We start from the raw sequence: 20,962 nt of genomic DNA, 5'->3' as shown, positions 1-20,962 counted from the left end.
GCATACATTAGAGAAAGACCTGGGACAAGAGGTTACATGGCAAGTGAGCAGAAACAGAAAAAATAAAGCGTTGAGAAATGAAGAATTGAAACGGATGTCTTACCTTGGGATGTCCCTTTTGATCATGCTTCTGATCGTCTGCGGTCTGTTGTCAGCAGTATATGCAAAGCAGGATCAGAACAACCGGAAATACGAGACAGATATTCAGGATGGGAATACAGCATCGCAGGAAGAAACAGGACAGGACTCTTCCGTTATTCGGGTGCTGATCATGACGGATGGGTATAAGCAGGAGGTACATTCCTCGGTAGAAGTATGTGCTGCAGGCGGCATGGAGATCTGTGCAGGTGAAACGGTACTGGAAACTGCGGAAGGGGAGACGGTTCAGTTCCTGCCGGATAGTACATGGTTTCAGGACGGCATCGTCCGGATAAAGGCCAGAGATGGAGGAGAAGTTACAGTAACGGGAATTACGAGGGCCTGCGGACATCCATCCTATGCGGGAGTGCTGGAACTTCGGACGACTCCGGAGGGAATCGTGGTCATCAATGAGCTTCCGGTAGAAACATATCTGTGCAGAGTAGTTCCAAGCGAGATGCCGGCTTCTTATGAACTGGAAGCATTAAAGGCTCAGGCGGTGTGTGCAAGGAGTTATGCATGGCAGCAGATGGAAAGCTATGCATATCCGGAATATGAAGCACATGTGAATGACAGCACAGATTATCAGGTATATGGAAACAGTCTTCCGCAGGAGATGACAGATCAGGCGGTCTCAGAGACGGCCGGTCAGGTACTCTGTTATCACGGACAGATAGTAACGGCGTATTATTATTCAACCTCCTGTGGTGTCACTACGGATGTCCGGGCATGGGGGACACCGGTCAGTGAAGCAAATCAATATCTGAAGTCGGTTGAAGTAAGAGGAGAAAACGGCGATTATGAAAAGGACCTTCCATGGTACCGGTGGGAAGCAGACATTCCGGAAGAAGTGTTGTCCGGACTGATCGGTTTTTATACGGGGAAGGACATTGGAAAACTGAAAAGTATAGAAGTGACAAGAACAGGAGCCGGGAATATTGTGCTCCAGATCTGTGCAGTGGGTGATAAAGGGAGTGTAACAGTAGATACAGAAAATAAGATCCGAAGGGCACTTGGCGGAAGTGGATATGAGATCATCAAACAGGATGGTACAAAAGTACCCGGCCAGACGCTGCTTCCGAGCGCATTTTTTACAATCGAAAAGAACGAAGATGTATATAAGATCAGAGGAGGCGGGTATGGGCACGGAATCGGAATGAGCCAGAACGGAGCAAATGAAATGGCAAAAAACGGGAAAACTTATATAGAGATACTGACCCTGTTTTTTCAGGGGATCACAGTTGAAGTTAAGATGTAATAGACAAACCGGTGAAAATCAAGTAAAATATAGGTTAAATATATCGGGAGAATACAATGAAGAAAGTAAAAAATCTGTATAGTAAAGTAATTGAAATAACGAGCAGGATAGGAAATGATCATGTCGGAGCATATGCCGCACAGGCAGCATATTTCTTCATGCTGAGTCTGATCCCGATTATCCTGCTTCTGATTACAATGGTGCAATATACACCGGTTACAAAAGCTGATATCATGACGGCTGTTCTGCAGGTATTTCCAAGTTCGGTAGAGACATTGATCACATCCATCGTGAATCAGGTGTATAATCAGTCGATGGGTGTCATCCCGCTTACAATTCTTGTGGCGCTCTGGTCTGCCGGAAAAGGCGTGCTTGCAATGACAAATGGACTGAACATGATCTACAAGTGTCAGGAGACAAGAAATTATGTCGTTCTGCGAATCCGGGCGACCATCTATACCGTCATGTTCCTGCTTGTGATTATATTTCTTCTGGTAATGTCTGTATTTGGTAATACGCTGAATATATTCATTACAGAGCATATTCCGTTCCTGGAGCAGTTCGCGGACAAGCTGATTCGGATAAGGATCGTCATTACTCCTATCCTTCTGGTAGTATTTTCCCTGATGCTCTATAAGTTCCTTCCGAACCGGAAAGGCAGGATAAAGGAGCAGCTCTCCGGAGCGGCATTTACAGCAGTCGGATGGATGATCGTGTCCTGGATCTTTTCTGTATACCTGGATGTATTCAAAGGGTTTTCGACAATGTACGGCAGCCTTACGACGATCGTACTGATTATGTTATGGATGTATTTCTGCATGTATGGAATCCTGCTTGGCGGAGAAATGAATGTTATGGTTAAGGAAAAGTGTGAACAGAAAGGGGAAGAGCGGAGGTAAGAGAATTATTTCTTGACATCCTCGATTCTTATGTTACAATAATTAAGTATTCATAGTTAAAAGCAATGACCGTGTAAGTAGTGCTCCATTTTCCAAAAGAGAGAGGGGATCACCGGGCTGAAAGTTCCCTTTGGTTCAGATGGTAAACGAATTTCCCACGTAAGCTGCACTTTTGAAGTAATAGTAGAAGGTGACGTATATGCACGTTACGCATGTTATGAGTGCTCATATCCGAAGGAAGGATATGGGAATCAGGGTGGTACCACGGGTTATACCTCGTCCCTTTCGGGATGGGGATTTTTTTTACCTATAAAAGAATCATAATGCTTTAATTTAAAGAAATGAAAGGAAGAAAATGATGAAAGACAAACTTCAAAACATCAAAGATGAAGCACTGAAGGCCATTGAACAGGCCGATGTGCCGGAAAAACTGAATGATGTGCGTGTAAGATTCCTTGGTAAGAAAGGGGAACTTACCGCAGTATTAAAAGGAATGAAAGATGTTGCACCGGAAGACAGACCGAAGGTAGGACAGATGGTCAATGAAACGAGAGCGGCAATCGAAAGTATTCTCGAAGAAAGTAAAGTAAAGATGGAAAGAGCCATCAGAGAAGAGAAGATGAAGCAGGAAGTAATCGATGTTACTCTTCCGGCAAAGAAAAATACCGTCGGACATCGTCATCCGAACACAATCGCACTCGAAGAGGTAGAGAGGATCTTTACCGGTATGGGTTATGAAGTTGTGGAAGGACCGGAAATTGAGTATGACGAATATAATTTCCGTAAACTGAATATTCCGGACGGACATCCGGCAAAGGATGAACAGGATACTTTCTATATTAATAAAGATATTGTACTTCGAACACAGACATCTCCGGTACAGGCACGTATCATGGAGCAGGGTAAGCTCCCAATCTGTATTCTGTCTCCGGGACGTGTATTCCGTTCTGATGAAGTGGATGCGACACATTCTCCATCCTTCCATCAGATCGAGGGACTTGTAATTGATAAAAACATATCTTTTTCAGATTTGAAGGGAACTCTGGAAGTATTTGCAAAAGAGTTGTTCGGTGAAGAGACAAAGACAAAATTCAGACCGCATCACTTCCCATTTACCGAACCAAGCGCGGAGATGGATGTTACATGCTTCAAATGCGGCGGAAAAGGCTGCAGGTTCTGTAAAGGATCCGGATGGATTGAGATTCTCGGCTGTGGTATGGTACATCCGCATGTACTGGAAATGTGTGGAATTGATCCGGAAGAATATACCGGATTTGCATTCGGTGTCGGTCTGGAGCGTATCGCGCTGCTGAAATATGAAATCGATGACATGAGACTGTTGTACGAAAATGATATTCGTTTCCTGAAACAGTTCTAATTCATAAGGAGGAGAAAAAGAGAATGAATACTTCATTATCATGGATAAAAGCGTATGTTCCGGATCTGGATGTAACGGCTCAGGAATATACAGATGCAATGACTTTGTCCGGTACAAAGGTAGAAGGATATGAAAAAATGGATGCTGATCTGGATAAGATCATAATCGGACAGATTGAAAAGATCGAGAAACATCCGGATGCAGACAAGCTGATCATCTGTCAGGTAAATGTAGGAACAGAAACAGTACAGATCGTAACCGGTGCTCCGAACGTGAAGGAAGGAGATAAGGTTCCGGTTGTGCTGGACGGCGGACGTGTGGCTGGCGGACATGAGCCGGGACAGCGTGTGGCCGGCGGTATCAAGATCAAGAAAGGCAAGCTTCGCGGTGTGGAGAGCTGCGGTATGATGTGTTCTATCGAGGAGCTTGGTTCTGACAGAGATATGTATCCGGAGGCTCCGGAATATGGAATCTATATATTTGATGATGACGCAGTGGTCGGAGAAAGCGCAATTAAAGCACTGGGATTGGATGATGTTGTCGTAGAATATGAGGTTACATCCAACCGTGTAGACTGCTTCAGCGTGATCGGAATTGCAAGAGAGGCAGCGGCAACATTTGGAAAAGAGTTCTATCCGCCGGTTGTGACTGCGACAGGCAATGATGAGGATGTGAATGACTATATTAAGGTTACAGTGAAAGATACAGAGCTGTGTCCGAGATATTGTGCGAGAGTGGTAAAAAATATTAAGATTGGTCCGTCTCCGAAATGGATGCAGAGACGTCTGGCATCTGTAGGAATCCGCCCGATCAATAATCTGGTCGATATTACAAACTATGTGATGGAAGAGTATGGACAGCCGATGCATGCATATGATCTGGATACGATCGAAGATCATGAGATTGTAGTACGTACAGCAGCAAAGGGTGAGAAGTTTACGACTCTTGACGGTCAGGAGCGGGAGATGGATGAGTCTGTGCTGATGATCTGCGACGGAAAGAAATCCATCGGTATCGCTGGTATCATGGGTGGAGAGAATTCCATGATCACGGATGACGTGCATACCATGTTATTCGAGGCAGCTTGTTTTGACGGAACCAATATCCGTAAATCCAGTAAGAAGATCGGACTTCGTACAGATGCATCCGGTAAATTTGAAAAGGGCCTGGATCCGAATAACGCACAGGCTGCAATCGATCGTGCCTGTCAGCTGGTAGAAGAGATGGGAGCCGGTGAAGTTGTCGGCGGAATGGTAGATGTATACGGGAAAAAGAAAGAACCGGTGAGAGTACCATTTGACCAGGATAAGATCAACAGTCTTCTCGGAACCAATATCTCCAAAGAAGATATGCTTGGTTACTTTAAGAAGATTGATCTGGAATATGATGAAGAGACAAATGAGGTGATTGCACCTACTTTCCGTCATGACCTGTTCCGTATTGCGGATCTGGCAGAAGAAGTTGCAAGATTTTACGGATATGATAATATCCCGACAACGCTTCCGAAGGGAGAAGCAACGACCGGAAAACTGTCCTTCAAACTGAGAATTGAGCAGGTTGCACGTGATATCGCAGAATTCTGTGGATTCAGTCAGGGAATGACATACTCTTTTGAAAGCCCGAAGGTATATGAAAAGCTTCGTATTCCTGAGGATTCCGTACTGCGTCAGGCAATCGAGATCAAAAATCCACTGGGAGAGGATTACAGTATTATGCGTACATCTTCTATTAACGGAATGCTGACCTCTCTTGCAACCAATTATAACAGAAGAAATAAAGATGTAAGATTATACGAACTTGCCAATATCTATCTTCCGAAGGCACTTCCGCTTACCGAACTTCCGGAAGAACGTGTCCAGTTCACACTGGGTATGTATGGAGAAGGAGATTTCTTCACTATGAAGGGAGTAGTAGAAGAGTTCTTTGATAAAGTAGGAATGCACAAAAAAGAAACCTACGATCCAAATGCAGGCAAAACGTTCCTGCATCCGGGACGCCAGGCGAATATCATCTATGACGGAGTCGTAGTCGGATATCTGGGAGAGGTACATCCGGATGTTGCTGATACGTATGGAATCGGAACCAGAACTTACATTGCAGTGATTGACATGCCGGAGATTGTTGCAAGAGCAACATTTGACAGAAAATACAGCGGAATTGCCAGATTCCCGGCTGTTACCCGTGATATCAGTATGGTTATGCCAAAAGAGATCCTTGTTGGACAGGTTGAAGATGTGATTGAGAAGAAGGGTGGAGCATATCTGGAAAGCTATTCTCTGTTCGACATCTATGAAGGTGCTCAGATTAAAGCCGGATTCAAATCAGTCGCTTACTCTATTGTGTTCCGTGCAAAAGATAAGACGCTTGAAGATGCGGATGTGACTGCAGCAATGGACAGAATATTAAAGGCACTGGAAGAGATGGGTATTGAACTTCGTAAATAAAGAAAAGGAGTTACAATATGAAGAAAAAACAGATCGTTGGACTGGTAATAGCAGTGGTACTGTTTATCATAACGAGTGTGGCAAGTGTTCTTACGAATGCATTTTCCAGACAGCTGTTTGAAGAAAGTGTAGGCGATATCATCACCGGGTCTTATGAATTCAATCCGCCGGTAAATGATTATATTGCAATCGTCCGGGTAGAAGGAACGATTCAGGAACAGGCGGATACGAATGCATTTGGTGAGGCGGTAGGGTATCAGCATGCGACTACACTGGATTATATCGACAATCTGATTGATGACTCCGGTAATGTGGGAATCCTCTTATATGTGGATTCCCCGGGAGGAACCGTCTACGAATCGGAAGAGCTGTATCTGAAGCTCAAAGAGTATAAAGAAAAGACCGGCAGGCCAATCTGGGATTACATGGCACATTATGCCGCTTCCGGTGGATATATGGTCTCAATGGCAGCAGATAAGATCTATGCGAATCCGAATACGACCACCGGCTCGATTGGTGTCATTATGTCAGGATATGATATGTCAGGGCTGTATGAAAAGCTTGGCATCCGTTATGTCAGCATTACCAGCGGCGCCAATAAAGACAGCAGTCAGATGACAGATGAGCAGATTGCGATCTATCAGGAGCAGGTAGACGAATACTATAATAAGTTCGTTGGTATCGTGGCTGAGGGAAGAAGCATGTCTGAGGAGGATGTAAAAGTTCTCGCAGATGGCCGCACTTATACTGCAAATCAGGCAATTGACAACGGATTGATTGATGAGATCGCTCTGTATGATGATATGGTAAGTGAGATGCGTGACGAATTGGGAACCGGCGAATTCTATGAACTCGAAGCAACGCAGAGTGTGCTGGCTTCGTTTCTTTCAAAAGCAGAAAAGCTGATTCCGAAGTCAGAAGCTCAGATTCTGAAGGAAACCGCAGCAAGTATGGAAAGCGGGGTGCCAATGTATTATGCAGAACAGTTACGATAGTCAGAAGATAGACTATGCCGGATTCTGGGTGAGGCTGGCAGCATATGTAATGGACAGCCTGATCGTATTTGGCGGGCTGGCGATCGTAAGACTCGTTCTTGGCATAGTATCACTCATTATAGGAGGAACCGTGTTCAGTGAAAATATATTGTTCCATTATACACTGAAGGATATTCTCCTGTACGTATTTCAGGTATTGTATTTCGTATTATGTACATACTATACCGGTACAACATTGGGAAAAAGAGCACTGAATATCAGAGTGGTCAGTGCGGACGGGGAAGATAGACTGAGTCTTCTGAATGTGATATACAGAGAGACGATTGGACGATTCTTATGTGGCATGACCATCGGAATCGGATATATTATGGCCGGTATCGATCAGGAAAAAAGAGGACTTCACGATATGCTCTGCGATACACGGGTCGTATACCTGAAGAAAATCAAAGTAAAGACCGTCTGTCAGCCGGCGGAAGGGGCAGTGCCTCCTTCGCAAAATCCGACGGGAGAAGCACAGGAAGATACACAGTTGGTACCGGAGGAGAGACAGACAGAGATACAGTCGTCGCGGGAACAGGAGGAACCACCGACACTTGGATGGCCGGTGAGTGAACCTTGTAAAGGAGAGGGACAGATTCCGTCTACCGTATATCGACTGACAGAGGAACTTCCCAAAGAGGAATTTCCGAAGGAAGAACAACAGGAAAGGAATTCATAATTATGAAACGTCAGGATTTTTATTATGAATTGCCGGAAGAATTAATTGCGCAGGATCCGCTTGAAGATCGTTCCAGCTCCAGACTTCTTGTATTAGACAAGGAGTCTGGGGCTGTTTCCCATCATGTATTTAAAGAAATCGTAGACTATCTGCATGAAGGAGACTGCCTGGTTATCAATGATACAAAAGTACTTCCGGCGAGATTGATAGGATCGAAGGTTGGAACAAATGCAAAAATAGAAATATTATTATTAAAAAGGAAAGAAAATAATATCTGGGAAACATTAGTAAAACCTGGAAAGAAAGCTAAGATCGGTACAAAGATCAGCTTTGGCGAGGGACTTCTGATCGGAGAAGTGATCGATGTCGTGGAAGAAGGAAACCGTCTGGTTCAGTTTACTTATGAAGGGATCTTTGAAGAAATTCTGGATCAGCTGGGACAGATGCCGCTTCCGCCTTATATTACACATCAGCTTCAGGATAAAAACCGTTATCAGACTGTGTATGCAAAACATACAGGCTCTGCGGCGGCCCCGACAGCCGGACTGCATTTTACTCCGGAACTTCTGGAACAGATTGAGCAGATGGGTGTAAATATCGCAAGAGTGACACTTCATGTGGGGCTTGGAACATTTCGCCCGGTAAAGGTTGAAGAAATCACAGATCATCATATGCATTCCGAATTCTATATGATTGATGAAGCAGCGGCAGAAAAGATCAACCGGGCCAAGGATTCCGGACACCGGGTCATCTGCGTGGGAACGACGAGCTGCAGAACCATAGAATCGGCTGCGGATGAGACAGGACATCTGAAAGCCTGCAGTGGCTGGACAGAGATATTTATCTATCCGGGATATCAGTTCAAGATCCTGGACTGCCTGATCACGAATTTCCACCTGCCGGAGTCAACATTAATCATGCTGGTTTCCGCATTGGCAGGAAGAGAACATGTACTTGCGGCTTATGAGGAGGCTGTAAAGGAAGGATACAGATTTTTCTCCTTTGGAGATGCCATGCTGATTCAATAATTGACACGCATATTACATGTGAAGTCTGCATAGAATGCTCCAAGGAGTGTGATGCAGAGATGGATTATAAGGGAAAGCCGGCAGCTTATGCCTTGATTGCCGGGAATAAGAACTATCCAAAACTGAATGGAAAGGTCTGGTTTTTTGATACACATGGAGGAACGCTTGTAACCGTGTCGGTTTGTGGAATTACAGACAAAGATGGGGAATACAGTCAGAGCTTTCATGGGCTTCATATCCATGCGGGAAAGTCATGTACGGGCAACGCACAGGAACCGTTTGCGGATGCTGATGGACATTATAATCCGCGGGATACGGGACACCCGCAGCATGCAGGAGATCTTCCGCCTTTATTAAGCTGCCATGGCTCTGCATGGATGTCGGTATATACGGACCGATTTTATCCGGAGGATATCATTGGGAAAACGGTTATCATTCATGCGATGCCGGATGATTTTCATACACAGCCATCCGGAGATTCGGGCGAGATGATCGCCTGTGGTGAGATTCAGGAATGGAAAGAAGAACAGTAAGAAAAATAGAAACCGGTGCCGCTCCGAAGGAAGATCACAGTCTTGGAGCAGCATCGGTTTTTTGCAGAAATTTATAAGATCATCAGATCTTTTGGGAAGTGTGTCAGAGGTTCTGCACCGTTTTCGGTAATGAGAACGGTATCTTCGATACGCACACCGCCCCAGCCTGGAATATAGATTCCCGGCTCCATGGTGATGACACAGCCAGGAAGCATTGTGCGGGTACCGTTGATGCCGAGGAATGGTTCTTCGTGAAGATCCAGACCAACACCGTGTCCCATGCCTGAATAGTAGTATTCCTCATACTTGGATACGATCTTGCGGATTTCTGCATCCGGCTTTGTCGCATGGACGCCCGGACCCATGTTCATGAGACCTGTTTCCTGTCCTTTTCTTACTAATTCGTAGATTTCTCTCTGCTTTTCTGTCGGCTCGCCCACAACAAAAGTTCTGGTGATATCAGATATGTAGCCATTATACATAGCGCCAAAATCAACCAGTACAAAGTCGCCTTTTTCTACCAGCTTGTCACCCGGTTTTCCATGGAGAAGAGAGGTCTTTGCTCCGGAGATCAGGATGGTTTCAAAGCCAAGATCATGCGCACCGTGCATCTTCATGCTGAATTCGAGACGTGCACATAATTCACGCTCGCTGACTCCCGGACGGATATAAGGAACGAGTTCTTCCAGAGCCTTGTCTGCAATCTCGCAGGCAATACGTGTATTGGCTACTTCTTCTTCGGATTTGGCATAGCGCAGTTCTTCTATAATATTGCGTGTCGGAACCAGTGTCGTGCCACAGGATGAAAGGAGCTGTTCCAGTTCTGCATATTTGTCATATGTGGTAAAGCATTCTTCAAATCCAAGCCGTTTGATTCCTGCTTTCTCGCAGACCTGTGCAACTGCCTTTGGAAGGCTGCGGTCGCAGAAATGCCAGTTGATGATTTCATAATCCGGGCATGAGATCTCGGCAAGCTCGGTAAAACGACTGTCTGTAATTACGTATTGTCCCTGTGGACAGATGACTGCATAGGCAAGTTCGTCCGGATAACCGGTTGTATAGTTGACGTTTGATTTTTTGGTGATGTAGAATCCGTCGAGATTCTGTTCTTTTAAGATACTTAATATCTTTTCGACCTTATTCATTGTGATAATCCTCCTATAGAAAAAATGAATATATAGACTGAAGTATAGACTATGGTCTATAAATAAGATAACAGATTTGGTAATATGTGTCAATATAGAAAGAAAAAAACAAGAAAAAACATACAAAATGCATAACGGATGAGAGGGGAGACCTTCATGTACGGATGAGAAGAATGATTTGACAGACGGAAATGAAACCGATAGAATTGTAGGCAGAGATATGGAGTACACGGCAACAGAAATCAGGAGCGAGGAGCAAAAGGAATGACACAGAAACCACTGGCAAGAGGATATACAACAGGGACTTGTGCACAGGCGGCAACAAAAGCTGCGATGTGGATGCTGATGACCGGAAAACCATGTGAAAAAGTGCAGGTAGAACTGCCACAGGGAGAAACGCTCATACTGGATATCTGTGAGATTAAGTTTGAAAACGGAGAGGGAGGGAAACTGCTTCCGGAAGAAGTATGCTGTGCAGTCAAAAAAGACAGCGGAGATGATCCGGATATTACCAATGGAGTGCTGATCTACAGCAAGGTGAGCCGGAATCAGGGGACAGAGATTACGCTGGATGGAGGAGAAGGAATCGGAAGGGTTACAAAACCGGGGCTGGATCAGCCGGTCGGCGCCGCGGCAATTAATCGAGTTCCCAGACAGATGATCATAAAAGAAGTAAAGGAAGTATGTGAGGAAGTCGGATATGAACGGGGAATTCACGTAGAGATATCTATTCCGGAAGGGAAGCGTCTTGCGGCGGGAACCTTTAATCCAAGACTTGGAATCGAGGGAGGCTTATCGATTCTTGGAACGACCGGAATCGTAGAGCCCATGAGTGAACAGGCACTGGTTGATACGATCCGGGTAGAAATGAAGGTGTGTATGGCCGGGGGATACCGTTATCTGATCGTGGCACCCGGCAATTATGGGCTGGACTTTTTGTCGGAACAGTATGGAATGAAAGATGAGGATGTTGTCAAGTGCAGCAATTATATCGGACAGACTCTGGATATGGCAGTGGATATGGAATGCAGAGGACTTCTTCTTGTCGGTCATATCGGGAAGTTGATCAAAGTGGCGGGAGGCATTATGAATACCCATTCCAGATGGGCAGACTGTCGTATGGAACTGATGGCTGCAGCGGCACTTCGTGCAGGAATAGAAGGTACAAAAGCAGCAGCGCTTCTGGAATCTGTAACGACAGATGATGCACTTGGAAAGTGTACACCTGACGAAAGGGTGCTGATCATGAATCAGATTATGAATAAGATTGAAGAGTATATGAATTATCGAACGGAAGGAAAACTGGTGACCGGGGCAATGACATTTTCGGGGGTATATGGAATCCTTGGGAAAACAGACCGGGCAGATGAATTAATAGAGAGTTTCAAAAGGGAAAGAGGACTGTAGATATATGAAAGGGAAATTATATGGAGTCGGTGTCGGGCCGGGGGATCCGGAACTTATGACGATAAAAGCAGCCAGAATTATTAAAGAATGTGATGTAATTGCTGTTCCGGGAAAGATCCCGGAAGAATCGATTGCTTTCCGGATTGCAAGACAGGCATGTCCGGAAATTGATGAAAAGCTGCTGATCGGAATCCCGATGCCCATGACGAAAGATGAAAAGGTATTGAAAAGAAGCCATGAAGAAGGAGTTCTAAGTCTGAAGCATCAGCTGGATGAAGGAAAAGACACGGCATTCTTAACACTGGGAGATCCGACCGTATATTCTACCTATCTTTATCTGCACAATGAGATCCGAAAAGGAGAATATGAGGCTGAGATAATAAGTGGTGTTCCGTCGTTCTGTGCAGCTGCTGCAAAGCTTCACATGAGTATTGGAGAAAAAGATGAGCAGATTCATGTGATTCCGGCTTCCTACCAGGTGGAAGGAGCACTCGGACTCCCGGGAACGAAGGTGTTGATGAAAGCAGGGAAAAAACTTCCGGATGTAAAAAAGCTTTTGCGGGAGCAGAATGCTGAATCAGTAATGGTAGAGAACTGTGGTATGGAAAATGAGAGAATCTATCATGGGACGGAGAACATACCGGAAGATGCAGGATATTATACATTGTTGTTTGTGAAGAAAAGAGGAGGAGAACAATGATTCATTTTGTAGGAGCCGGCCCAGGAGCGGTCGATCTGATTACGGTGCGGGGACAAAAACTGTTAGAAGAGGCGGATATTGTAATATACGCAGGATCACTGGTGAATCCCGGATTATTAGATTGTGTCAGACAAGATTGTATGATATATAACAGTGCGAAAATGACTCTGGAAGAAGTGCTCGAAGTCATGGAACAGGCAGAGCGTGAAGGAAAGACGACAGTAAGACTCCATACGGGAGATCCATGCCTGTATGGAGCGATCAGAGAACAGATGGACTGGCTGGAAGAACAGAAGATTCCCTATGATTCCTGTCCGGGAGTCAGTTCTTTTTGCGGTGCGGCTGCAGCCCTGAACCTTGAGTATACATTGCCGGAAGTTTCTCAGAGTGTAGTGATTACCAGAATGGAAGGACGAACACCGGTGCCGGAAAAAGAAACGGTTGCTTCATTTGCCGCCCATGGTGCAACGATGGTACTTTTCTTAAGTACCGGATTACTGGAGAAGCTGGAAGAGCAGCTGACGGAAGGCGGATATGCAGCGGATACTCCGGCGGCAATTGTCTATAAGGCAACCTGGCCGGAAGAGGAGACGTATATCTGTACGGTATCTACGCTTGCAGAAACAGCGAAAGAACATCAGATTACGAAAACGGCTCTGATCATCGTGGGAGATGTTGTAACGCATCATTCCTACGAAAGGTCCAAATTGTATGATCCGTCATTTGCGACAGAATTCAGGGAGGCAAAATGAAGATTGCAGTCATAAGTTTTACACGGAATGGGAAATATCTGGCAGATCATATCACAGAATTACTGAAAGCAGATCATGAGGTTATAAATGCAGTAAAATGTTCCAGTGTGTCATCTTCTATCGGGGAAAGCCTGAGTGAATGGACCGGGAAGATGTTTCAGAGTCAGGATGCACTGGTCTTCGTCGGTGCGGTCCAGATTGCGGTTCGTGCAATTGCACCGTATGTCAGATCGAAAAAAACGGATCCTGCCGTCCTGGTATTTGATGAAAAAGGAACTTATGGAATCCCGGTTCTGTCCGGACACCTGGGCGGGGCCAATGAGCTTGCAATGTCAATCTGTGCCGGTATTCAGGCACGACCGGTTGTAACAACTGCAACGGATCTTCAGGGAAGATGGGCAGTTGATGTATTTGCAAGAAAGAATGGACTTGTGATCCGTGAGATGGAACGGGCCAGACAGATATCTGCAGCAGTTCTGGAAGGCCGGAAGATTACGATTGCGGCAGACGACTGGACACGGAGAGTGGAAGGAGTGCTTCCGGAAGATGTGGTTCGATATGAAGATACTCCGGGGGCAGAACCGGATATCCGGATCGGAATCTTAGAACAGGAGAGGCAGGCTCTGCATCTGATACCAAGAGCGGTGATCGCCGGAATCGGATGTAAAAAAGGAGTTTCGGCTGCGCAGATTGAAGAAGCCGTTGATCTGGCGTGTTCGCGGGCCGGTGTATGCAGAGAAAGCATATATAAAGTTGCAAGTATCGATCTGAAGGCCCGGGAACAGGGACTTCTGGAATATTGTGATAAGTATCGGCTGGAAAGAAGTTTCTATTCGGCGGAAGAATTAGGACGTGTACCGGGCATCTATTCGGGGTCGGAATTTGTCGCCTGCGTGACCGGTGTGGATAATGTATGTGAACGAAGTGCGGTGCTTGCTTCAGGCGGAGGCAGACTGATTGCAGAGAAACTGGCCCGGAACGGTGTGACCGTTGCGCTTGCACAGAAGGATTGGAGGATTAGATTTGAATAAAGTATACGTAGTAGGAATGGGCCCCGGTGCCTATGAAGAGATGACAGTACGAGCGGTGAAGACTCTGGAAGCGTGTGAAGTGATTGTTGGATATACGGTATATGTGGATCTGTTAAGAGAACATTTTCCGGGAAAGGAATTCATGACCACATCTATGAGACAGGAAGTACAGAGGTGCCACATGGCATTTGAAGCAGCAGCAGCCGGAAAGACGACGGCGATGGTATGCAGTGGAGATGCCGGAATCTATGGGATGGCAGGCCTGATGTATGAAGTGGGGGAAGAATTTCCACAGGTAGAGATCGAGGTGGTTCCGGGGGTAACTGCAGCAATTGGTGGTTCGGCAGTTCTTGGAGCAGCGGTCGGACATGACTGTGCGCTGATCAGTCTGAGTGATCTTCTGACTCCGTGGGAAGCAATTGAAAAGCGGCTGCTGGCAGCCGCTGAAGCAGATTTCGTGATCTGTCTGTATAATCCGTCGAGCAAAAAGCGAAGTGACTATCTGAAAAAAGCGTGTATGCTGATTCAGAGATATAAAGCGGATGATACAGTATGTGGAATTGTACGACAGATTGCAAGAGAAGGGGAAGCGCTTAAGCTTCTGACCCTGGGAGAATTGAAAGATACAGAAGTTGATATGTTTTCAACTGTATTTATCGGAAATCGTCAGACGAAAATCGTACGGGGTCATATGGTGACGCCAAGAGGATATCATATATGAAAAAAGACAGGATTCTAATCTATGCAGGTACAACAGAAGGAAGAAAACTGGCATCTTATCTGGTAAGAAAGGGTGTATCGGTACATGTCTGCGTTGCTACTTCCTATGGAGCAAGTCTGCTTCCCAAGGAAGGTGATATTACAGTATCTCATGAACGTATGGACCGCATACGGATGAAGGAGTTTATCTCTGATTACAAACCGACATATGTGGTAGATGCCACACATCCTTATGCGAAAGAAGTAACTGCGAATCTGAAAGCGGCATGTGAAGAATTGCAGATACCATATCTGAGACTGGTACGTGAGGAAGAAGAGACAAGCGGTGAGATCTGTGTGGAGGATGTGAATGCAGCGGTAAGATATCTGGAACATACCGAAGGAAATATTCTGGTGACCACCGGGAGTAAGGAACTGGAAGCATTTACAAAGCTTACAGATTACAAGGAGCGCATCTATGCAAGAGTATTGTCTTTGAAGCAGGTAGTGGAAAAGTGCGAGGAGCTGGGGGTTGCAGGCAGGCATCTGATCTGTATGCAGGGACCGTTTTCTACAGAAATGAATCTTGCAATGCTTCGGGAATATGAGATTGCATATATGGTGACCAAAGAATCCGGTGCAGCCGGAGGGTTCCTTCAAAAGTGTGAGGCTGCAGAAGAAGCCGGTGTGAGTCTTGTGGTGATCGGACGTCCTGAAAAAGAAAAGGGATATGAGTTCGGAGAAATATGTCGGTTGTTTAAGAAAGAATTAGATTTAAATGATAACAAAAAAGTTGCCATTATTGGAATCGGCACCGGTGCAGTACAGGTGATGACCGGTGAGGCCGGGGAAGCGATAAAAAAAGCTGATCTTCTGATCGGAGCGGGCAGAATGCTCCGATCTGCGGCCGGGTATGGACGGCCGGTCTATGAAGAATATCTTCCGGAGAAAATACTGGAATACATAAAAATGCATCCGGAATATGAACAGATCGCAGTGCTGCTGTCAGGAGACTGCGGGTTCTACAGTGGTGCAAAAAAACTGACGGCGATGCTGAAAGAAGAGCCGGAGATAGAAGTAACGGTGTTACCGGGGATCTCTTCCGTCTCTTATCTGGCAGCAAAGCTTGGGGTATCCTGGGAGGATGCATTTTTGACCAGTTCTCACGGAAGAAAAGCGAATCTGATCTCGGATATCCGGGAGCATCAAAAGGTATTTGCTCTGGTGAGCGGGAAAAAAGAGATCCATGAGATTCTGGAGCAGATGATTGTATACGGGTATGGAGATCTTGGAGTATGTATTGGAACAGAATTATCGTATCCGACAGAACGGATTCAGACGGGAACCGCACGTACGCTTCTGGAGGATCCGGCAGGGAGTCTGGCAGTCTTGTATATTGAGAATCCGAACGGCGGTAAACAGCCTGTTGTTCCGGGAATTCCGGATGCGGAATTTATCCGTGGAGAAGTACCGATGACAAAGGAAGAAGTGAGAACCATCTCCCTGTCAAAGCTTCGGATCCGGTCGGATTCTGTAATCTATGATATCGGAGCGGGGACAGGTTCGGTGTCTGTGGAGGCAGCGATACAGGCAGAAAAGGGGCATGTATATGCAGTGGAACGAAAGCAGGAAGCCATTGAAGTGATTCAGAGGAATCAGAAAAAAATGCATGTCGACAACCTGACGGCGATTGCAGGAGAGGCACCGGATGCGCTCCTTGAGCTGCCCGTGCCGGATCGTGTATTCATAGGTGGAAGCAGTGGCCATCTGAGGGAGATTCTTAAGATCATAGAATCTAAGAACCCGAAGGCTCGTATTGTGATCAATGCCATCTCGCTGGAAACACTGAGTGAAGTACTGGACTGGATCAAAGACAGAACCGTGGCAGAAGAAGAGATTGTGCAGGTATCTGTAAGTAAATCCAGAAAGATAGGAAACTATCATATGATGACAGGACAGAATCCGATCTTTATCATCAGCTTCTGTCTGGAGGGAAAAGAGGAAGAGATATGAAACTGCCGAGAATGCTTATCACTGCGCCGGGAAGCGGGACCGGAAAGACGATGATTACCTGCGGGATTCTTCAGGCGTTAAAAAACAGGGGACTTCGTGTGTCTTCGTTCAAATGTGGACCGGATTATATTGATCCCATGTTTCACAGGGAGGCGATCGGTGTAAGCAGTTATAATCTGGATTCCTTTCTGTGTGGGAAAAGTGGTGTAAAAGAGCTGCTTGTAAAATATGGAAAAGATACAGAACTGGCAGTGATAGAAGGTGTCATGGGATATTATGACGGACTGGCAGGAATCTCTGTACAGGGGAGTGCTTATGATATTGCAGATATTACGGATACCCCTGCAGTTCTGGTGATGGACTGTAAAGGTATGAGTGTCTCTGTGGTGCCGTATATTCAGGGCTTTCTTGGTTATCGCGATAACAGTCATATTAAAGGTGTGATATTGAATCGACTGTCTCCCGGTATGTATGACAGGATGAAACAGATGATAGAGTCGCAGACCGGGATCCGGGTATACGGATATGTTCCGGTTATAAAGGAAGGTGCACTGGACAGTCGTTATCTGGGGCTTATGCTTCCGCATGAAGTGAAAGATCTTAAGAATCGTCTGGAGCAGCTGTCTGAAACACTGGAAGAAACACTGGATCTGGATGCGCTCCTTATGCTTGCACGCGGGGCTTCTGAATTGGAGGCGGGTTCTGAGAAAAAGGACGAGATGGACAGACTCGCTTCCCGTTACCGGGATCTTCGAATCGGCATCGCAATGGATGAAGCATTTTGTTTTTTTTATCAGGATAATCTGGAACTGATAAAGGAAAGTGGAGCGAATCTGGTTCCGTTTTCGCCGATCCGGGATAGAGCACTCCCGGAGGATCTGGACGGTCTTCTGTTATATGGAGGGTATCCGGAATTATACGCAGAGGAATTGAACAGGAACGAAACCATGCGTGCTGCAGTCAGAGATGCAGTGAAAGAAGGAATGCCATGCATTGCAGAGTGTGGTGGGTATATGTATCTGCAGGAAGCAATCCAGAATGCCGGGGGAGAGTATTTTCCTATGGTGGGTGTGCTTCCGGGGAAAAGCTACCATACCGATTCACTGAAACGGTTTGGATACATCACTTTAAAAGGTGGAACGGTTTTTGGAAAGGAGATCGGTGCGATTCCTGCGCATGAGTTTCATTACTATGATTCTGAAGTGTGCGGAGAAGCATTTCAGGCAGATAAGCCGTTGTCTAAGCGATCCTGGAGGTGTATGATCAGTACAGATACTCTGCTTGCGGGATATCCGCATATTCATTATTATGGAAATCAACGGGTTCTTCAGGCATATCTGGATGCGTGTGAAAAATGGAAGAATGACAGAGGAAAGAAAAGATGAAAATAAGTACAGAAGAAAAGAACTTGAATCAAATCATCAAAGCAATACAGCCTGTTGATGAAACATCCATACAGACTGCACAGAAAAAATGGAATTCCATCGCAAAGCCACTGCACAGTCTGGGAAAGCTGGAAGAACATATTATCCGGATTGCGGGTATGACAAAAAATCCGGAAGTCAGCCTGGAGAAAAAAGCACTGATCGTGATGTGTGCAGACAATGGGGTGGTAGAAGAAGGTGTGACGCAGACCGGACAGGAAGTAACGGCAATTGTTGCGGAAAATTTTCTGACCTGCCAGACCAGTGCAGCATTGATGTGTCGAAAAGCAGGTGTTGATCTTTTCCCGGTTGATATTGGGATGGTTACGGATACAAAAGTTTTGAATCAGAAGATTGCTTACGGAACAAAAAATATGACAAAAGAGCCTGCCATGACCAGGGAAGAAGCAGTTCGTGCCATCCTTGTCGGAATCGGGGAAGTTCGAAAAAGGAAAGAAGAAGGTTATCAGATTCTGGCAACCGGAGAGATGGGAATCGGCAATACAACGACCAGCAGTGCGGTGACTTCGGTGCTTCTGGGTCATCCGGTCGAAGTGATGACCGGACGGGGAGCAGGACTTACCAGTGAGGGATTGAGACGAAAGATAGATGCAATTCAAAGAGCAATCAGGATCAATCAGCCGGATGCGTCGGATGCGATCGATGTTCTTGCGAAGGTCGGAGGATTTGATCTGGCCGGACTTGCAGGTGTATTCCTCGGAGGTGCTTATTATCGGCTTCCGGTTGTGATCGACGGTTTTATCTCTGCGGCAGCGGCACTGATTGCTGATCGGATCTGTCCGCTATCCAGAGAATATATGATTGCATCGCATGTATCAAAGGAACCTGGCATGCATATGATCCTCGAAGCACTGAATATGGAAGCAGCACTCACCTGTGACATGTGCCTGGGCGAGGGAACGGGAGCTGTCGCTTATCTGCCGGTTCTGGATATGGCTGTTGAAGTATATCAGAAGATGAGTACATTTTCAGAGATCCATGTGGAAGATTATGAGGAGCTGGGAGACAGATAATGATACATCTGATTACAGGCGGAAGTGGAAGCGGAAAATCATCCTATGCAGAAGACTGGCTGATACATAAGCGCAGGAGACCGCAGAGTGTTCCCTGTGTCTATATTGCAACGATGATGCCGTTTGGCGAGGACGCCGCAAAAAAGATAGAAAGGCACCAGAAGCTCAGAGCCGGAAAGGGATTTCTGACAATTGAGCGATATACAGATCTGTCCGGACTTTTCGTACCGGATAATCAGGGAATATTACTTGAGTGTATGTCTAATCTGGCGGCAAATGAACTGTATCGTGCAGACGGATCTCAGAATGACGCGGAGGAAGTCTGTGACAGAATCCTGCAGGGAATCCATTGCCTGCAAAGACAGACCCCCTGTCTGGCAATTGTAACCAATGAAGTCAATTCGGACATCAACGCATACAGTCGGGAAACGGAGCAGTACCGAGAATTGATCGGCAGGATCAATCAACGGCTTGGAAAGCTTGCAGATCGGGTGACAGAGATCGTATATGGAATTCCGGTGGTGATAAAAGAATGAGAAAAAGATTGTGGAACAGCTTTAAAATTGCATTTTCAATGTACAGTAGAATTCCGATGCCAAAGAGTGAATGGACAGAAGAAAATATGTCGTATGCTATGTGTTTTTTTCCCTGTATAGGAGCTACGATAGGAGTGGTAAGCTATGGGGTATTCCGAATTGCCGTCTGGACACAGGCGGGAAAAATTCCGGTCAATGATCTGTTCTGGACGGTTCTTCTGGTACTGATTCCGATATTGATTACCGGTGGAATCCATATGGATGGATTCCTGGATACGCAGGATGCGCTGAGTTCTTATCAGTCCAGAGAACGAAGACTGGAAATATTAAAGGATTCCCATGCCGGCGCGTTTGCCATTATATCCTGTGCTGTATATCTTCTGCTTTATACGGGTGTATATTCTTCACTTTCTGAGGAAAGCATGCTGGTGATCGCACTCGGGTTCATGCTGTCGCGAATACTCAGTGGTCTGTCGGTTGTGACATTTCCACAGGCGAGAAAGCAGGGAATGGCAGCTACATTTTCCCAGAATGCCGCAAAAAAGACGACAAGGATCGTGCTTTGTATCTGGCTTGTGATGCTGGGAATTGTAATGATGATTGTTGGAAAAATACCGGGAATCCTGTGTCTTCTGTCAGCAGGCCTTATGTTTTTATATTATTATCGGATGGCGATGGAAAAGTTTGGAGGAATTACGGGAGATCTGGCAGGATATTTTCTTCAGATGTGTGAACTTGTGATGGCGATAGCAGCAGTTGGAGGAGATATTCTGCTGAAAAGTCTTGCAGGCTAGAATGGAAGATGCGTAAAGGAATACGGTGTACGTGGA

General features: G+C 45.9%; 19 protein-coding genes and 1 other annotated feature. Of the genes, 18 read left to right on the top strand and 1 reads right to left on the bottom strand.

The features are described 5' to 3' along the window. The first annotated feature begins 43 nt into the window (after window positions 1-43). From ABE547_RS11510 to ABE547_RS11475, 8 genes are all read left to right on the top strand, one after another. Complete coding sequence (locus ABE547_RS11510) at window positions 44-1,396, top strand: SpoIID/LytB domain-containing protein (protein WP_347378918.1); 1,353 nt, start codon at window positions 44-46, stop codon at window positions 1,394-1,396. A gap of 56 nt (window positions 1,397-1,452) precedes the next feature. Then, window positions 1,453-2,295, top strand: coding sequence for a YihY/virulence factor BrkB family protein (locus ABE547_RS11505; protein ID WP_347378917.1), 843 nt, complete (start codon window positions 1,453-1,455; stop codon window positions 2,293-2,295). A gap of 56 nt (window positions 2,296-2,351) precedes the next feature. Then, window positions 2,352-2,582 (top strand) — a binding site (T-box leader). A gap of 71 nt (window positions 2,583-2,653) precedes the next feature. Beyond that, window positions 2,654-3,673 (top strand): phenylalanine--tRNA ligase subunit alpha, encoded by a 1,020-nt coding sequence (pheS, locus tag ABE547_RS11500; RefSeq protein ID WP_235248728.1) that lies wholly within the window; start codon window positions 2,654-2,656, stop codon window positions 3,671-3,673. Window positions 3,674-3,696: 23 nt separating this feature from the next. Then, window positions 3,697-6,117 (top strand): phenylalanine--tRNA ligase subunit beta, encoded by a 2,421-nt coding sequence (gene pheT, locus ABE547_RS11495; RefSeq protein WP_347378916.1) that lies wholly within the window; start codon window positions 3,697-3,699, stop codon window positions 6,115-6,117. Between the two features lie 17 nt (window positions 6,118-6,134). Further along, window positions 6,135-7,112 (top strand): signal peptide peptidase SppA, encoded by a 978-nt coding sequence (gene sppA / locus ABE547_RS11490; protein ID WP_347378915.1) that lies wholly within the window; start codon window positions 6,135-6,137, stop codon window positions 7,110-7,112. Beyond that, window positions 7,093-7,830, top strand: a complete 738-nt coding sequence (locus ABE547_RS11485; protein ID WP_347378914.1) for an RDD family protein — start codon at window positions 7,093-7,095, stop codon at window positions 7,828-7,830. The genes sppA and ABE547_RS11485 overlap by 20 nt, the downstream gene beginning before the upstream one ends. Before the next feature lie 2 nt (window positions 7,831-7,832). Continuing rightward, window positions 7,833-8,858, top strand: a complete 1,026-nt coding sequence (gene queA / locus ABE547_RS11480) for a tRNA preQ1(34) S-adenosylmethionine ribosyltransferase-isomerase QueA (protein WP_347378913.1) — start codon at window positions 7,833-7,835, stop codon at window positions 8,856-8,858. Window positions 8,859-8,917: 59 nt separating this feature from the next. After that, a complete protein-coding gene (locus ABE547_RS11475) occupies window positions 8,918-9,391 on the top strand; it encodes a superoxide dismutase family protein (protein WP_347378912.1) in 474 nt (157 codons plus the stop codon). Window positions 9,392-9,462: 71 nt separating this feature from the next. Here ABE547_RS11475 and ABE547_RS11470 read toward each other — a convergent pair whose 3' ends face one another. Further along, window positions 9,463-10,536, bottom strand: a complete 1,074-nt coding sequence (locus ABE547_RS11470; protein ID WP_347378911.1) for a Xaa-Pro peptidase family protein — start codon at window positions 10,534-10,536, stop codon at window positions 9,463-9,465. Between the two features lie 264 nt (window positions 10,537-10,800). Between ABE547_RS11470 and cbiD the strand changes: the two genes are divergently transcribed. Genes cbiD through cobS form a run of 10 tightly spaced genes read left to right on the top strand, consistent with a single transcriptional unit; the run spans window position 10,801 to window position 20,926 of the window. After that, the gene (gene cbiD, locus ABE547_RS11465) at window positions 10,801-11,943 is read left to right on the top strand and encodes a cobalt-precorrin-5B (C(1))-methyltransferase CbiD (protein WP_347378910.1); all 1,143 of its coding nucleotides are present in this window, start codon (window positions 10,801-10,803) and stop codon (window positions 11,941-11,943) included. A 4-nt stretch (window positions 11,944-11,947) separates the two neighbouring features. Continuing rightward, window positions 11,948-12,643, top strand: a complete 696-nt coding sequence (gene cobI, locus ABE547_RS11460; protein WP_347378909.1) for a precorrin-2 C(20)-methyltransferase — start codon at window positions 11,948-11,950, stop codon at window positions 12,641-12,643. Next, complete coding sequence (cobM, locus tag ABE547_RS11455) at window positions 12,640-13,395, top strand: precorrin-4 C(11)-methyltransferase (RefSeq protein ID WP_347378908.1); 756 nt, start codon at window positions 12,640-12,642, stop codon at window positions 13,393-13,395. Before cobI ends, cobM begins: the two co-directional genes overlap by 4 nt. Further along, window positions 13,392-14,426, top strand: a complete 1,035-nt coding sequence (locus ABE547_RS11450; protein ID WP_347378907.1) for a cobalt-precorrin 5A hydrolase — start codon at window positions 13,392-13,394, stop codon at window positions 14,424-14,426. Before cobM ends, ABE547_RS11450 begins: the two co-directional genes overlap by 4 nt. Next, entirely contained in the window at window positions 14,419-15,147 is a 729-nt protein-coding gene (cobJ, locus tag ABE547_RS11445) for a precorrin-3B C(17)-methyltransferase (protein WP_347378906.1), read from the top strand. The genes ABE547_RS11450 and cobJ overlap by 8 nt, the downstream gene beginning before the upstream one ends. Next, on the top strand, window positions 15,144-17,138 hold the full coding sequence (gene cobK / locus ABE547_RS11440; RefSeq protein ID WP_347378905.1) for a precorrin-6A reductase: 1,995 nt from the start codon (window positions 15,144-15,146) through the stop codon (window positions 17,136-17,138). Before cobJ ends, cobK begins: the two co-directional genes overlap by 4 nt. Then, window positions 17,135-18,523, top strand: coding sequence for a cobyrinate a,c-diamide synthase (locus ABE547_RS11435; protein WP_347378904.1), 1,389 nt, complete (start codon window positions 17,135-17,137; stop codon window positions 18,521-18,523). The genes cobK and ABE547_RS11435 overlap by 4 nt, the downstream gene beginning before the upstream one ends. After that, window positions 18,520-19,596, top strand: a complete 1,077-nt coding sequence (gene cobT, locus ABE547_RS11430; protein ID WP_347378903.1) for a nicotinate-nucleotide--dimethylbenzimidazole phosphoribosyltransferase — start codon at window positions 18,520-18,522, stop codon at window positions 19,594-19,596. The genes ABE547_RS11435 and cobT overlap by 4 nt, the downstream gene beginning before the upstream one ends. After that, window positions 19,596-20,132: a bifunctional adenosylcobinamide kinase/adenosylcobinamide-phosphate guanylyltransferase gene (locus ABE547_RS11425; protein WP_347378902.1), complete on the top strand. Its 537-nt coding sequence runs from the start codon at window positions 19,596-19,598 to the stop codon at window positions 20,130-20,132. Before cobT ends, ABE547_RS11425 begins: the two co-directional genes overlap by 1 nt. Continuing rightward, on the top strand, window positions 20,129-20,926 hold the full coding sequence (cobS, locus tag ABE547_RS11420) for an adenosylcobinamide-GDP ribazoletransferase (protein WP_347378901.1): 798 nt from the start codon (window positions 20,129-20,131) through the stop codon (window positions 20,924-20,926). The genes ABE547_RS11425 and cobS overlap by 4 nt, the downstream gene beginning before the upstream one ends. The last annotated feature ends 36 nt before the right edge of the window (window positions 20,927-20,962 follow it).

Origin of the sequence: Dorea sp. YH-dor226, from assembly GCF_039832105.1 — a bacterium.
Lineage (GTDB): Bacteria > Bacillota > Clostridia > Lachnospirales > Lachnospiraceae > Dorea_A.
This window is presented reverse-complemented; position numbering and strand designations above follow the sequence as displayed.